The sequence below is a fragment of the Fibrobacter sp. UWR4 genome, assembly GCF_003149045.1.
Taxonomy (GTDB): domain Bacteria; phylum Fibrobacterota; class Fibrobacteria; order Fibrobacterales; family Fibrobacteraceae; genus Fibrobacter.
The window spans coordinates 17854-30964 of record NZ_QGDU01000004.1; the positions used below are offsets into that span (position 1 = coordinate 17854).

General features: G+C 47.1%; 12 protein-coding genes. 9 read left to right on the forward strand and 3 right to left on the reverse strand.

Features of this window, described 5'->3' with window-relative positions:
- Positions 1 to 27 precede the first annotated feature (27 nt).
- Genes BGX12_RS02500 through BGX12_RS02515 form a run of 4 tightly spaced genes read left to right on the forward strand, consistent with a single transcriptional unit; the run spans position 28 to position 2999 of the window.
- The gene (locus BGX12_RS02500; RefSeq protein WP_109734517.1) at positions 28 to 657 is read left to right on the forward strand and encodes a hypothetical protein; all 630 of its coding nucleotides are present in this window, start codon (positions 28 to 30) and stop codon (positions 655 to 657) included.
- Complete coding sequence (locus tag BGX12_RS02505) at positions 639 to 1103, forward strand: hypothetical protein (protein ID WP_109734518.1); 465 nt, start codon at positions 639 to 641, stop codon at positions 1101 to 1103. Before BGX12_RS02500 ends, BGX12_RS02505 begins: the two co-directional genes overlap by 19 nt.
- 42 nt (positions 1104 to 1145) lie before the next feature.
- Positions 1146 to 1559, forward strand: a complete 414-nt coding sequence (locus BGX12_RS02510; protein WP_109734519.1) for a hypothetical protein — start codon at positions 1146 to 1148, stop codon at positions 1557 to 1559.
- 21 nt (positions 1560 to 1580) lie between these two features.
- Positions 1581 to 2999 carry an alkaline phosphatase gene (locus BGX12_RS02515; protein WP_233246216.1) on the forward strand — a complete coding sequence of 473 codons (1419 nt, stop codon included), beginning with the start codon at positions 1581 to 1583 and terminating at the stop codon, positions 2997 to 2999.
- A gap of 229 nt (positions 3000 to 3228) precedes the next feature.
- Here BGX12_RS02515 and BGX12_RS02520 read toward each other — a convergent pair whose 3' ends face one another.
- Positions 3229 to 5733 (reverse strand): ATP-dependent helicase C-terminal domain-containing protein, encoded by a 2505-nt coding sequence (locus BGX12_RS02520; RefSeq protein ID WP_109734521.1) that lies wholly within the window; start codon positions 5731 to 5733, stop codon positions 3229 to 3231.
- A gap of 94 nt (positions 5734 to 5827) precedes the next feature.
- A complete protein-coding gene (locus BGX12_RS02525; RefSeq protein WP_109734522.1) occupies positions 5828 to 6295 on the reverse strand; it encodes a hypothetical protein in 468 nt (155 codons plus the stop codon).
- A 148-nt stretch (positions 6296 to 6443) separates the two neighbouring features.
- Here BGX12_RS02525 and BGX12_RS02530 point away from each other — a divergent pair, with 148 nt between their 5' ends.
- From BGX12_RS02530 to BGX12_RS02540, 3 genes are all read left to right on the forward strand, one after another.
- A complete protein-coding gene (locus tag BGX12_RS02530; protein ID WP_109734523.1) occupies positions 6444 to 7781 on the forward strand; it encodes a BamA/TamA family outer membrane protein in 1338 nt (445 codons plus the stop codon).
- A 215-nt stretch (positions 7782 to 7996) separates the two neighbouring features.
- Positions 7997 to 8587 (forward strand): inorganic diphosphatase, encoded by a 591-nt coding sequence (locus tag BGX12_RS02535; protein WP_109734524.1) that lies wholly within the window; start codon positions 7997 to 7999, stop codon positions 8585 to 8587.
- Positions 8588 to 8674: 87 nt separating this feature from the next.
- Positions 8675 to 10549: a PEGA domain-containing protein gene (locus BGX12_RS02540; RefSeq protein WP_158278146.1), complete on the forward strand. Its 1875-nt coding sequence runs from the start codon at positions 8675 to 8677 to the stop codon at positions 10547 to 10549.
- Between the two features lie 55 nt (positions 10550 to 10604).
- Here the strand turns inward: BGX12_RS02540 and BGX12_RS02545 are convergent, their stop codons facing one another.
- Positions 10605 to 11507, reverse strand: coding sequence for a hypothetical protein (locus BGX12_RS02545; RefSeq protein ID WP_109734526.1), 903 nt, complete (start codon positions 11505 to 11507; stop codon positions 10605 to 10607).
- A gap of 47 nt (positions 11508 to 11554) precedes the next feature.
- On the opposite strand from BGX12_RS02545, the gene BGX12_RS02550 reads away from it, so the two are divergent.
- Positions 11555 to 12718 carry a hypothetical protein gene (locus tag BGX12_RS02550; protein ID WP_158278147.1) on the forward strand — a complete coding sequence of 388 codons (1164 nt, stop codon included), beginning with the start codon at positions 11555 to 11557 and terminating at the stop codon, positions 12716 to 12718.
- A complete protein-coding gene (locus BGX12_RS02555) occupies positions 12718 to 13092 on the forward strand; it encodes a hypothetical protein (RefSeq protein WP_111361552.1) in 375 nt (124 codons plus the stop codon). Before BGX12_RS02550 ends, BGX12_RS02555 begins: the two co-directional genes overlap by 1 nt.
- Positions 13093 to 13111 lie beyond the last annotated feature (19 nt).

Sequence of the window (13111 nt, forward strand, 5' to 3'; positions counted from 1 at the left end):
TTAAGGAAGTATAAGTTGGAGGTGTTTATGAATATGGTAAAGAGTGTTCTGCTTGGTGGCCTTGCTTTGGCTACGTCTGTTTTTGCAGAAGATGATAGAAAGAATATCTGCGATGAATTGGGAACGGATGTGGTAAACCTGAAGCTCGCCTATGTGGACGAAACGAAATGGCTAGGGGATTTTGCGTTGACTTCAGCGGAATCCCATAGTACTGTTCGTCATGAAACACTGGATCAGATGAAAGCCATTGCAAAGGAATTTCCTTATAAGATTCCTTATTCCGTGGATGCGGGGTGCCTTGTCCAAAAGCAGGTGACTTATTCCTATCTGCAGTGGAATGAAAGCAAAAAGCAATGGGCAGAAAATAGTGAAAATCATGACTTTGCTACAACCATTCTGGATATCCATGGCAATAGAACAGAAACATACGATTCTACCAATGCGTATAATCTGCTGATTGTTCGTGCCCATAATGAAACCTGGATGAAGAACCTTATGGTCCGGATGAATTGTTCGTTTCCAAGACTTACGAGCTTGCTTTTGAAAGTTGGTTCGCTACGGCAAAGACAGAAGAGATTAAACCAGTTGTTATTGATGGTGTTACTTATTCTGCCAAATATTTTTATTTCGGATATTCCATGTCTCAGGATTCCCTGAAAGCTGTAACAGGGGCCCTTAATTCCGTGAATCATCCTGAAGGAGTCGATAAGGTTGAACTTCAGATTTTCCATGCCATTATGAAGGATCCTAACAGAAAGATCCCTGTGGCGGAATCATCCTCTAGCCAGATGTCTGTAGTGCAGTCCTCCAGTTCTGCATTTGTTGTTTCCTCTAGTAGTGCTGCTCCTGTTGCATCGTCTTCCAGTGAACAGCTTGCGGAGTCCTCCAGTAGTGAATCTCTCGTGGAGTCTTCCTCTAGCGAAATGACTGAACCTCCGCTGGTTCTGAAGTCCCTGCAGGTTGCTCCCGCAATTTATGGCGCCCGTCAGGTGCGTCGTCTGGATGGTTCCGTGGTGAAGTCCAACGACGCCATGAAACCGGGTGTGTATTATGTGCAGGGAATGGACGGTCTGTGGAAAAAACAGCTGGTAAAGACCCGTTAAATAGACGTGGTCTCGGATTACTCGCTTTTATATATTGACGGTATGGTGTTCAAGAGCCTTGTAACGTTCCTTGCGGCTATTGCTTTGGTGTGGTCGGTTTCCTTTGCGGAGGAACCGACTTTTGCCGATTCTGCAAGGACTGCTGAACTTCTGGAAGAAATCTCCATTCGCGATAGCGTGATGGCTCTGCACGACAGTTCCTGTGCTGCAGAAAAGGATTCTCTTCGCTTCGCTATGAAAATGGAAAGTTCCATGTGCGAAAGCTGGAAACAAAGTTACGATACCATGAAAAAAAATTACGGGGAATGTAACCAGGCATTGAGAACTGCCAAAGAAGAAAATGAAAATAAGGTAAATGAAGCAGAAAAATCCAATAGTTCCTCGGTGATTGTGCCGACCAGTACTTTTCTGGGGGGCCTTGGTATTGGCATGCTTCTGTTCTGGCTGTTTTTTTGAATAGGATTTTGCTGGGTTAAGATGAGACTTGGAACGGTTCAAATGGCGCTAATGGTGCTGCTCGCCTGCGGCGCAACTACTTTTGCGAAAAAAGCGAAGAATGAGTCTTTTGAAAAGGCGAACGTGTTGCAAGGTCCCTTTGTCAAAGGGGATGTTCTTGAAGAGTTCTCCCGCATTGAATTAAAGACCGCAGAAATTGCCGCCTATATGCCTGCCACGAAAAAGCTGTTCGTGGTGGGGGATGAAAATGTGATGGAAGTGGTGGACTTGTCCAATCCCAGAAAGCCGAAACGTACGGAGTCCTTTATGCTGGAAGGGGAAGCTACCAGCGTTACGGCCCACGGAAATTTCGTGGCGGTGAGCCTGCTTGCAGACCCTGCCTGGGAACGGGGTAATGTTGAATTGCTGGAAGTTTCAAATGGATCGATCCGTAAGGTGGGGGTGTACGGTGTCTGCTACCATCCCGACATGCTGACCTTTACCCCCGATGGCAAGAAAATTCTGGTTGCCTGCGAAGGCGAACCCAGCGAAGACAAGCTGCACGATCCCGAGGGGGGCATTGCCATTCTGGATATGGACTTGATTTCTCAGGAAAAAAATCCCGTGATAACGATTCCACTTCACGAAGCTGATTTTGAACCGGAATATATTACGGTTTCAAAGGATTCGAAGATTGCCTGGGTTAGCCTGCAAGAAAACAATGCACTTGTTCGCGTGGATGTGGAACACGCCTATGTGGATACGATATTTGACCTGGGCTTCGTGGATCATACCCAGAAGGGGTTTGCCCTGGATGCGGTAAAGGATGGCAAAATCCGCATCGAAAATGCGAACATCCGAAGCCTTCGCCAGCCCGATGGAATCAAGGCCTTTGAAGTGAATGGCAGAACCTTTGTGGCAACCGCCAACGAGGGGGATGACATGGAAAAGACGGATCCCCGGTTTGTAAAAATTGCTTGCGGTGACGATAAGGATTGCAAACTTATAAATGGTACCCGTTCCATTTCTCTCTTTGATGGCCATACTGGAGAACTTGTCTGGGATTCCGGAGAAATTCTTGAAAAAACTTTTGCGGAAGTTGCTCCCCTATACTTTAACTGGAATTCCAAAAAAGGAAAAGTGAATTTAGAGAAATGGACGGATTCCCGCAGTGATGACAAGGGCTGCGAACCGGAAAACGTCACTGTAGGTAAAGTGGAAAATCGCCTGCTTGGTTTCGTGGGTCTCGAAAGAATGAGCGGTATCGCCACCTTTGACTTTACCGATATTGGTGTCAACGGCAAGATGCCGAAGTTGGTTGGCTACTACATGGACCCCAAGGATCGTGGCCCCGAGGGTGTGCTTTTCATTGATGCCGAGCAAAGTCCTGAACCCGGAACCGCACTGCTGGTAGTCGGCTACGAATACAGCAAGACCCTTGTGATTTATAAAGTGAAGTAAACTCGACATTCTGAAAAGACGATGAAGTTGATAGAATAATTCTGAATTTAATCCGACTTTCTGTAGGGAACCCAAAGTTTATTTAGCGTTAAAAATTTGAAATAAATCTTGTTAGGGGTTTGTGTGTCGATGTGGAACGACTCCAGCGAAGCCGGGTGAAGCCGAAGGCGATGGAACCGAACGGAGAATCAATATTCTTGGCGCGGAGATGTCGCCCTACGTTCTACAGCTAGAGAACGGCCTCCGGCCATGGGTGTTTGGGGTAGCGTCCCCTCAGTTCCTTGCGTAATTCTGGGTAGGTGTTTTTCCAGAAACCCGTAAGATCCCAGGTCTTTTGCATACTGCGGAAATTGGGGGCGAGGATGTCATAACGGACTGGCAATTTTCCGTCAGCAATCCTGTGTTCGCCTGTAATGGGCGATGCCTTTCCAGAGGCTCGATCCACCTGCATAAAATCCTCGATGCGGGCAGAAACTTCGATGAGGACGCCTTCTGCGCTTTGTGTCATGAGGTTGCTGCCTGGTGTTCCTGGCTCAGGGACATCGACTTCCTGATAGCTGTAGCGGGCTTTTTTCCCGTTGGGTAGCGTATAATGGTCGGGGAAAGTTTTTGAAAGCCAATTCAACATGGACTTTCCAAAGTATTCCTCCACAATGTTGCGATAACGATCTTCGTTAATATCTCGAAGAAGGAATACGCCATCGGTAAACTCATCGAAGATCAATTCCATATCTTCTTCATTGAATTCCGGTAGCCCAAATTCAGGATAGAGCTTTGCCGCAAGACGCATCTTGATGAGCAATGTCTGTACGTTTTCCGTCAGGAATTTTCCGTCCCAATTTTCCTTGGCGAGTTTTTCCTTCCAGGCTTCTACGGTCAGTTCCTTCAGTTTGGAAAGAACTGCAGGGGAGGCCTCCTGAGGGAGTATTTCCCGTTCAGAAGATCCTTGAATTTCCTTCCCGATAAAACGTTCCTGACCACTGCGCCATAGCAATTCGTAACGGGCGGGTTCGCTGTCGTTTACAAGCATTTCCTTGGGGACTGGAACGTAGAGATTGACGCGAAGTTCAGATTTGGATCCGCCACCAGTTCTAAGCATGGATAAACTGATGATGGCGTAAGGCGGTTCCGTTACCTGCAAACGGATGACGTTTCCGTTATCCAGCTTGTATACGCCACCATTCTGGGATGCCGATGGTGTTGCTACTCTATCGGGATAGGAATGGAGTAGCGTGCGGATCAGTTGCTGCTGGTCATCATTTTTGGAGGTAGCCTCGTTCCCGAATACACTTTTGCGATAGTCTTGCAGTTGCCTTAACGTATAAGAGACTTCGCGAGGTGCGCCTGAACCCTTTAAGGTATCGCTAGCTAAGGTAATGAGGTTTAGAGGCTGCTTGGATTTCTGGACGAATTCCGTACCGGAATGAATCCATGCCATGGCGGCCAAAGTCAAGTCGGGTAAATCGGATGCTTCTTTGGCGGTTGCAAGAATCAATGCCAGCGGAATGTCCGTTACCGGTGTGCGGATTGCCTTTTCGCCAAGTTCCGTAATGGCGCCAGCTTCCAGCATGCCGAAGCCTTCTAACAATTTTAAGGCGGCTTGCTTTCTATTCTCGGGAATGTCCGTAGGAAGTGCTAAGTTTCCCACCTTCTTTTCGAGGGAGGCCTTCTGTAGGAGTAATTCGGAAGGTTCAATCTGAGTGACTTCGGGAATGATTCCCTGAGGCATTCTCTTTTCTGTTTCTTCACTCCATAGACGGATGGCGCAACCGTTCTGGGTTCGTCCTGAACGTCCGGAACGCTGGATGGCGTTCTGCATGGAGATTGCGGATGTGCGTAAAACGTTTACTTTCTCGCTGTCGTCATATTCACTGACTCGTTCAATACCGCTGTCCACCACTCCGCTAACATTCGGGACGGTGATGGATGTTTCTGCAATGTTGGTGGTGAAGATGACTCGAGGTCTTTCCGTTTCCTCGAAAATGCGATCCTGGATGTTTCTTTCCTGGCCACCAAAAAGATCCAGGTATTCTGCCGCCTGATTTCCCAATGCTTCTTCGGCTGCCGTATGGCAGCGCATAATTTCACCCTTGCCTGGTAAAAATACAAGCGTTGTTTTCCAGACGTCATTTAGTTTTAGAGTGCGTAATGCCTTGATGACTTCTGCTTCCAGGGTGTTGCCTGTGGTGGGATTCTGGTGCAAAATCTGTACCGGATAAAGGGGATGACCCAGTTCCAGACATTTTACGCCTAGGGTGTTTTCCATTTCCGTCCGGTTCAGCTTGGCGCTCATGACCGCAATTCGGGGACCGCCCTTGAGTAGGTAGCTGAAAAGCAAATCCATGTCCGCCTTGCGTTCGTGGTATTCGTCGAAAACGACCCAGTCCGCTTCCATTTTACCGTGAAGCAGTTCCTGCAAAAAGTTGCCGTAGGTCTGGAAAAGGATTTTTGTTTCTGCGGATTTGCAACTGTCCTGACGAACTTGGTAGCCGACGGTCTTGCCGCAGCTTTCCTCGTGAAGTTTTGCGGAATACTGGGCTAGGGAGATGGCTGCAATTCGTCTGGGCTGCAATACCACAACACGGCCTTCGCAATGTCTGGAAAGAAACCAGGGAATGTAGAGGGATTTACCTGAACCCGTGGGGGCTTCCACCAAAAGATTTCGGTGCTCGCCGATGGCTTGTTCCAGCTTTGATTCTTCTTCTGCGATAGCAAGGTCTTTGTAGTGACGCATAAAAATATACAGAGGGATTCAGGGTTCAGTTCTTATAAGAAAAGCAGAACTGCTATTGCAATCCTGCTTTTTCAAAAGTCTTGAAAAGCTTTTGTTATGCTCTGGGGTAGCGGAGCTTTTCGCCAGTAGCGATGTCGTTGTAGGGCTTCTTGCCGTCACGGAGCTTCTGGTTGATGACCAAGTTGTCGATACGGCGGCGGAGACCCTGTTCAGTCTTGCAGAAGAAGTAAGCGACCTTGTTGGTGCCGGGAACCAGGAACATGGCCAGCTTGTACTTTGCCTTGACAGCGTTGCGGAAAAGCTTCATGTCTTCCTTGTTGGGCAATACGAAGTTGCGACCTTCCTGAACTTCACAGATCATGTCGGCGTCCAGGAGCAGGGCCTGGGACTTTTGCTTGAGAGCTGCAAAGTTGGGTTCGGTATTCTTCTTGATTGTTTCAAGGCTGAATGCGCCACCGCCTTCCTTCAGGGCCTTACGGACACCGCGGACGGCAAAAATGACAACAACAAGGACAACAACGATGAGAAGTACCCACCAGTAGTTGGAAAGAAAATCTAACATAGGACCTCGCTTTTTCTCCTAAATTCAGTGCCAAAGATAGAAAAATGAAAGAATGTGTTGTCTATGAAATGAAGTAATTGACGCGATTTTTATGAAATATATAGAGGTGGAAGGGATATTTTCTATTATTGTGGGTAATAGAGGAATCATGTTTTTCAATTTTTGGAAGAAATTTGGTTTGAAAGGCTTGAGTGTAGCGACTGCGCTTGCACTTTCTCCTTTGCATGCCCAAGATGTTTCCTCCCAGGATTCTGTTGCAATTGGCGGTTGCCCTGAAGGAACGGTTCTTACGGGAATTGCTCTGGAGGGGTTGGAAAATACCAACCCGAGGGTGATTCATCGCGAACTTTTAAACAAGGTGGGGGAGGCGTACTCCTCTGAAAAGTTCCAGGCGGAAAAACATAAGCTGGAAGATTTGGACTTGTTCACGGATGTCGCTTTAAGTTGCGATGGAAATGGTGTTGCCCATTATCAGTTTAAGGAAATTTTCCGCTGGATTCCCGCCCCTGCAGGAAAGTCTACGGATCGCGATGGCCTGATGATTGGCCTAGCCCTGGCAAACCTGAATGTGCTTGGTGAAGATATCCGAGTGGAAGTGCAGTACCGCACTACGCTTGATCCGTTCCTCGAGAATAATGAGTATGCCTTGTACGCAAGCTCTCCTTATTTGTTCGGGTTGCCGTTAGGCTGGAACTTTGAATTCCTGAGAACCGATAGTTGGGACGACTTACGTACTTTTCAGGATAATAGCTATCTAGCGGATCTGGATTTGGATTACGAGGTAAGGCCTGGTCTCTCCTTATTGGGAACGATGGCGCTTCGTTACTTGTATGGTGCTGCGGGATTGCCAGAACTGGGCCTCGGCTTTGCCTTTGACTTCCGCGATAGTAAACTGGATAGTCGCCGGGGAGTCTATTTCGAATATATGTTGACACACGTCGGATATGGGGATGATCATGAAATAGATTGTAAAGAAGGTCCTTGCGATGATCTGGGGGGTGAAAACTTCAATGAATTCCTGATAGACGCTCGTGCCTATTTCACTTTATGGCGTTTTGTAACAGGGGCAACAGCCCTGGTCCGCTATCGTCCTGGTGATGTGGAACGTTATGATTATTTCTACCATGGTGGTGCCAATACTTTCCGTGGCCATGAGGCGAGTTCCGATAGGCTTGGCGTCCATGAAGCCTTGTTGACTTTGGAAGAACGTTTTGTCCTAAGGGAACGTAAGCCAGCTTCCTTGTGGGGTATCAATTTTTTCTACGGTCTTCAGCTTGTTGCTGGGTTGGATGGCAGCCTACTGTGGGATAAGGGCCGTCCTAGCTGGGACAATTACGAAGGTGCTGTCTATGGCGGTCTCCATCTGGTGATTCCCGCACTGGACCGCGTGCGTTTTGAGGTGGGGTACAGCCCTGACCGCAAGGAGCCTAAGTTCTACTTCGGTCTCTTCGATCGTGCGACCACAGCACGTTGGCGAAACAGGTAACAGTGAATAGTGAAGGATGTAACCATCCCGAAATCAAAAGCGCTTGCATCTTGCTGCTCTAGCCCCTAGAACCTAGTCTCTAGCCCCTATACTGGTGAAAAATGATCGATTGTTCGTTCGGGAAAATCCTTGACTTTCTGTAAATAAATGCTAAATTTTTGTTACATATACTGAAAAACAAAAATGCGGGCTCGTGGTGAGCTCGAGGAGACCTAATGTCAATTAACTACTTGGACCTGCCCATTGGCAAGAAGTATCCCTACGAAGTGGATTGTGTTGTTGAAATTGGTAAGGATACTAACCTCAAGTACGAATACGATGAACGTTTGCATGTGTTCCGTCTGGACCGTTGCCTGCTTAGTTCCATGAGCTATCCCTGTACTTATGGTTTTATTCCCAGCACCAAGGCCGACGATGGTGACGCCCTGGATATGCTGATTTATAGCCCTGCATCCATGATGACCGGTACTGTTTGCACTTGCCGTGTGATTGGCGCTCTGGATATGACCGACGGTGGCAAGAAGGACTATAAGGTTCTTGGTGTTCCCGTATTCAATCCTCGTCCCATTAAGGACATTACCGATGTGGACCAGATGTTTTTGCGCATTACCAAGAACTTCTTCCAAAACTACAAGGAACTGGAAGGTAAGGATGTTCAGATCGGTGAATGGAAGAACGCTGAATTCGCTCGTGAGAAAGTGATTGTCGCTCATCGTGCCTACTATCAAAATCAGGTGCAGATACCGGAAACTTGCTACCAGGAACCGGAAGCAAATGATCATCTTCCCCCTGAGGAACTGATTTAATGTTTTATGTTTGCTGAAGGACACCTGGATTTATCCGGGTGTCTTTTGCTTTTTGACTGGTTTATGCGTAAATTTTTCCTTTTCTTAATGTTCATTCTTGTGACAGGGGCTTTCGCCAAGACCCTGGTTGCCGTGGTTGAAACCAAGGCTGCGAATGATGTATTGACTAAGGAAGAAAAGTTCTTCGTAACGGATAAGCTGCGTGAGATTGCGAACCAGACCTTGCCTGCCTATCAGGATTTTAGCATCATGACTCGAGAAAATATCGAAGTGATGCTACCTCCGGGGAAGACTATCGAGGAATGTGAGGGAAGTTGCCTTGCTGAAACTGGACGTAATATTGCTGCTGATTTTATCGCCCAGGCACGAGTGGGACGTTTTGCCGAGAAGCTTACCCTTACGGTGGAAATGTATGAAACTAAAACGGGCAAATTGGTCTCCAGCTTTACAGGTACAAGCGATGATGCCGTAACTCTCCTGGATGTAATCGAACGTGAAGCGGGCAAACTTTTCCAGAAAATAAAGCGTGGAAAAGACGATGCCGCTGGTTATGTAGGACCGGATGGTTTTTCTGAGTTTTCTGATGGAGAGTCCTATTCTGCACAAAGGTCCCGCTTTGTTATTGTGCCGGTAAACAGCGATCCTGAAGGGGCTCTCCTGAGTGTTGATGGAGATCCTGTTCCTAATTGTAAGGAGACACCCTGTAAAATCCAGCTGGAGGCGGGTTCCCATCGTTTTTCTCTTGTGGCGGACATGTATCAGAAAAAGGATTCGATTGTTGACGTTCAACAGGGAACTGTTATTGAATTTAGATTGAAACCTCTCTTTGGTATTCTAGATGTGGATCCTTCCTTTGAGAAGAATTATTACTTGAATACATCTACTTATGCGACCTTGGATGGTGATTATATTGAACTGGGTGAAAATCGTCTGAAGCCTGGATCTTATGATCTGAAGGTGACCAATGACTGTTATGAGTCCATGTCTGCAACGGTTACTGTGAAAACGGGTAGCCAGCTTAAATTTGACAGGATGATGAAAGCTGCGAAGGGCGGGCTCACCTTAAGTGCAACCCGGGATAATGAACCTGTGGAAGAACCGGTTTATATCGATGGAAAATACGTGGGACGAACTCCTTATAGTGGTACTGTTCCTGTTTGTGCTTCTGTTACCATCGGGGATGATTTTGATGAAGTACCTGTGACGATTCCCTATCATGACGATGTGAGCTATACTTACCAGTTTGCGTCTCGTAAGTCTTACGAAACCTCCTATAGGGAAATGGATGGGGATGACTATAGCTATGCGCCAAGTGCTGTTGCCACAAGGGCTAGAGGTACTCCTCGCCGTTCTGAATCCCGTGTGAATTCTTCAGAAACGACTCAGGATAACTCATCTAGTGCGGTGAGTGAATCGGGTGGATATTTCCAGGTCCTGCTGGGTTTTGGTTTGGATTTGCCTCTAAGTGAAACCGCGTTCGATGATACCGGTCTTGATTTTATGCTGGGCCAATATTATGTAGAGGCATTTTTTGGCTGGAAGTCCAGCAGTGGTGTGTTTTTGGGCTTAGGCGGTGGCTTCGGTGTTCATGATCCTCTTGTCATGGATTCGTCTTCGTCTGATGGATACAATGATTATTATGGTGGATTGTCGGAAGACGAAGCAAACGATATGCTGCCTTCTCCATCTCTTGCTTTCTTGCTTTCTGCAGAGTTGGGCGTAGACTTTAAAATGGATGCAGATAAGTATGACGTTGCGGTAGGTTTGCGCGGTACAGCCGTTTTCAGCGAATGGCCAGCTTTTTCTGTAAGTTTTTTCTTTGAGATGATGTCCTTTATAGGAATGGAATTAGGATACACCACAATTACAGGTGATGACTTGTGGGAAAGTGGCGGTGGTGTTTCCATTAAGATGTATTTCAGATTCCCAGGACGTCCTGGGGTTGTTTTTGGAAAGAAGTAAAAAAGAAAAGGCACCTGTAAAGGTGCCTTTTGAAATATGGTTCTGGTAGATTCCGCTAGAAAATGCGAACTTTTACGGGCAACTTGCTGGTGATCTTCTTAGCGACGGATTCCATAAATTCCTTTTCCAAGGGGAGTACATCCGGGGTTGCCGTTTGGCGAATAACCGTGTATAGCTGAACTTCGACGAAATGTTCCGGGCGGGTGCTATAAATTCGAGCCAGGTTCTGGATGTAGCTTTCAATTTCTGCGTCGCTAGGTGTTTCGCCCTTGATGGAACAGAGCATTGTCTGGATGCAGATGGGATGGCGCTGGATTGCCTTTTCCAAATTGGAAAGAATGTTGTCGAACTTTACTGCGGAACGGTTCATTTTCTTGTACCATTCTTCCGTACCGGCGTCCAGCTTTGCCCAGATTTCACCGTCATTTTCCAACAGGATGGAAAGGGCGTCTTCCACGGAATCGCGACCTAGTTGGCTTGCGTTAGTGATGAGACGCAATTTGAAAGAGGCTGGGTTCAGCGGATCTGTGGAACCGACATGACGTTCCTGGTACTCTTGCTGGATGATTCGCATGCGCTTGCAGACTTCTGCGAATTCTTTCACGATGGTGGATTCTCCGTCTCCGGAAAGGCAAAGATCCTTGATGATTTTCTTATCGTCGGCAACCTTACCGAAAAAATCACACTTGGCGAACTCGCCGGATTCGTAGAACAAGACGAACTGACGGAGTTCCTTTTCCACTTCGTCCACATTTACGGGAACGGAGGGGTGACCTTCCTGGGGACCGCTTTGACAATAGGCGCAGGCAAAGGAACATTTGTGGTCAGGATTTAGATTGACGCCAATGGATAAGCCTCCAGCTCTACGACTAATGACGGGATAGACCCACTTGTTGTCTTTCCACATGCGAGAGTGGTCGCTCCATGCGGCAATCAAAGCTTTTTCTTGTTCTGTCATGACCGCAAATATAAAAAAGGTTCCGTGATTTATGCTACATTTTCTACATGCAATTGCGAAACACAATGAAGTTTATCCTGGCGTTATTGGCTGGCTCTATTGCTAGTTATGCCGATGGCATTTCAACTGAAGCTCTTTCAAAAAATGGTGCAGTTACCCGTGACCGCCAATTGATGGAAATTGGAGATGTGCTGCTTGCTGGTCGTGGCGGCTATATGGATTTCGGATTCTACTATACACCGTTTTCCGATCAGAATCCCCTGAAAAGCCAATATGGGGTACACGATGGTTTTGCCTTTAGGCATCATTTGGGGGCATTTGCCGCTGGGGAAGTCGCCCCGCAGAAGTATCTGGGGGCCTTGCTCTGGTTTGATCGTTCCGGTTGGGATGGGGAAGATTTCTTCTTTTTCCCTCAGTACAATGATTTTTCCATTCAGCGATCTGTAACTACCTGGGGCGTTACCTATGCCGACCGAAAAAATTATTTCGGAGTTGCCGCCGGTATGCAGCACCAGAACATGGAACATGTAGGTGTTGTGTATGGGAAGGAAAACGACTCTTTGGCATATAGCTGGGCTTACTTGCGTTTTGGAAAGGTAAGTGTGAGCGGTAACTTCTATAAGACGGACTGGCAGAGCGTTCATCTGTCTTTGGATTTGGAGCACCGTTCCATACTTGAAGACAAAATCATCAAGTACAAGGGCTGGAGGGATTATCTGCCCAACATTGATGTCGGCTACTATAATGGCGATGAGGAAGAGAACCGCCTTAGAGTCATCTGGAATCAGAACCTCTATAACCAGCGTGTTTATGGGGAAATCGCCTACGACTTCCTGCCTGATGTAGAATTCCATTCTGCTGCGTTGAAATATTATCCAGACCCTTCCAGACTTTTCGGCATGGAAGCAACTTGCATTCGTCGTGGCATTCGTAGCGGTTCTAAGGATTTGCTATGGGGTGGTGCCATCGATTTGGTGTTTGCCCGTATTGCTTACAATTCTTCTTATGACTATGATCATTTCTTTGGTTCCAAGGGGACTTTCCTTGTTGAATTCAAGGTGAGCCTGGATTATCTGGATGGCATGGTCTTTGGCCGAGGAGCTCCTCAGGCAACTCCTATGGAAACAAATATCCTGAAGGAAAAGAATAAGCCTAAGGAGAAGTCCCTGGAGGCTACTGGTATCCGTTTTGAAAATGGAGGGAACAAGTAATGCGTAAGATTTTTGCTTTATCATTTCTTCTTCTCCCTGCTCTTTCCATGACGGGGTGTCTATCGCACTGGTTTATGGATACGGAAAGTCGTCTCCAGGTGGAAAATGGTATGGAAGATATGACCATTTACTCCCTGGATGTGCTTTCGGAGGATAGTTCCACCTATGAAAAGTGGATCGATGAAAGTATTGAACCGGGCGATCGTAGCCATGTAGCTGCTGCGGACTGGGTGGGCGAATTCAATATTCGTCTTCGTTATGGCAAGGCTGATGGAGATACGCTTCAGAATATCCGAAAAATGGAGATTTCTGGCGGTAGTATGTATCTTAAAATCACTGCTGAAGACGATTCTTTGGTCTATACGTTCAAGTAAAAGAACTATCTTTGGACTG

Bases quoted from the DNA above. Each gene is read 5' to 3' on its own strand.
- BGX12_RS02500 (WP_109734517.1), top strand. From the start codon at position 28: ATGAATATGGTAAAGAGTGTTCTGCTTGGTGGCCTTGCTTTGGCTACG.
- BGX12_RS02505 (WP_109734518.1), top strand. From the start codon at position 639: ATGTCTCAGGATTCCCTGAAAGCTGTAACAGGGGCCCTTAATTCCGTG.
- BGX12_RS02510 (WP_109734519.1), top strand. From the start codon at position 1,146: ATGGTGTTCAAGAGCCTTGTAACGTTCCTTGCGGCTATTGCTTTGGTG.
- BGX12_RS02515 (WP_233246216.1), top strand. From the start codon at position 1,581: ATGAGACTTGGAACGGTTCAAATGGCGCTAATGGTGCTGCTCGCCTGC.
- BGX12_RS02520 (WP_109734521.1), bottom strand. From the start codon at position 5,733: ATGCGTCACTACAAAGACCTTGCTATCGCAGAAGAAGAATCAAAGCTG.
- BGX12_RS02525 (WP_109734522.1), bottom strand. From the start codon at position 6,295: ATGTTAGATTTTCTTTCCAACTACTGGTGGGTACTTCTCATCGTTGTT.
- BGX12_RS02530 (WP_109734523.1), top strand. From the start codon at position 6,444: ATGTTTTTCAATTTTTGGAAGAAATTTGGTTTGAAAGGCTTGAGTGTA.
- BGX12_RS02535 (WP_109734524.1), top strand. From the start codon at position 7,997: ATGTCAATTAACTACTTGGACCTGCCCATTGGCAAGAAGTATCCCTAC.
- BGX12_RS02540 (WP_158278146.1), top strand. From the start codon at position 8,675: ATGTTCATTCTTGTGACAGGGGCTTTCGCCAAGACCCTGGTTGCCGTG.
- BGX12_RS02545 (WP_109734526.1), bottom strand. From the start codon at position 11,507: ATGACAGAACAAGAAAAAGCTTTGATTGCCGCATGGAGCGACCACTCT.
- BGX12_RS02550 (WP_158278147.1), top strand. From the start codon at position 11,555: ATGCAATTGCGAAACACAATGAAGTTTATCCTGGCGTTATTGGCTGGC.
- BGX12_RS02555 (WP_111361552.1), top strand. From the start codon at position 12,718: ATGCGTAAGATTTTTGCTTTATCATTTCTTCTTCTCCCTGCTCTTTCC.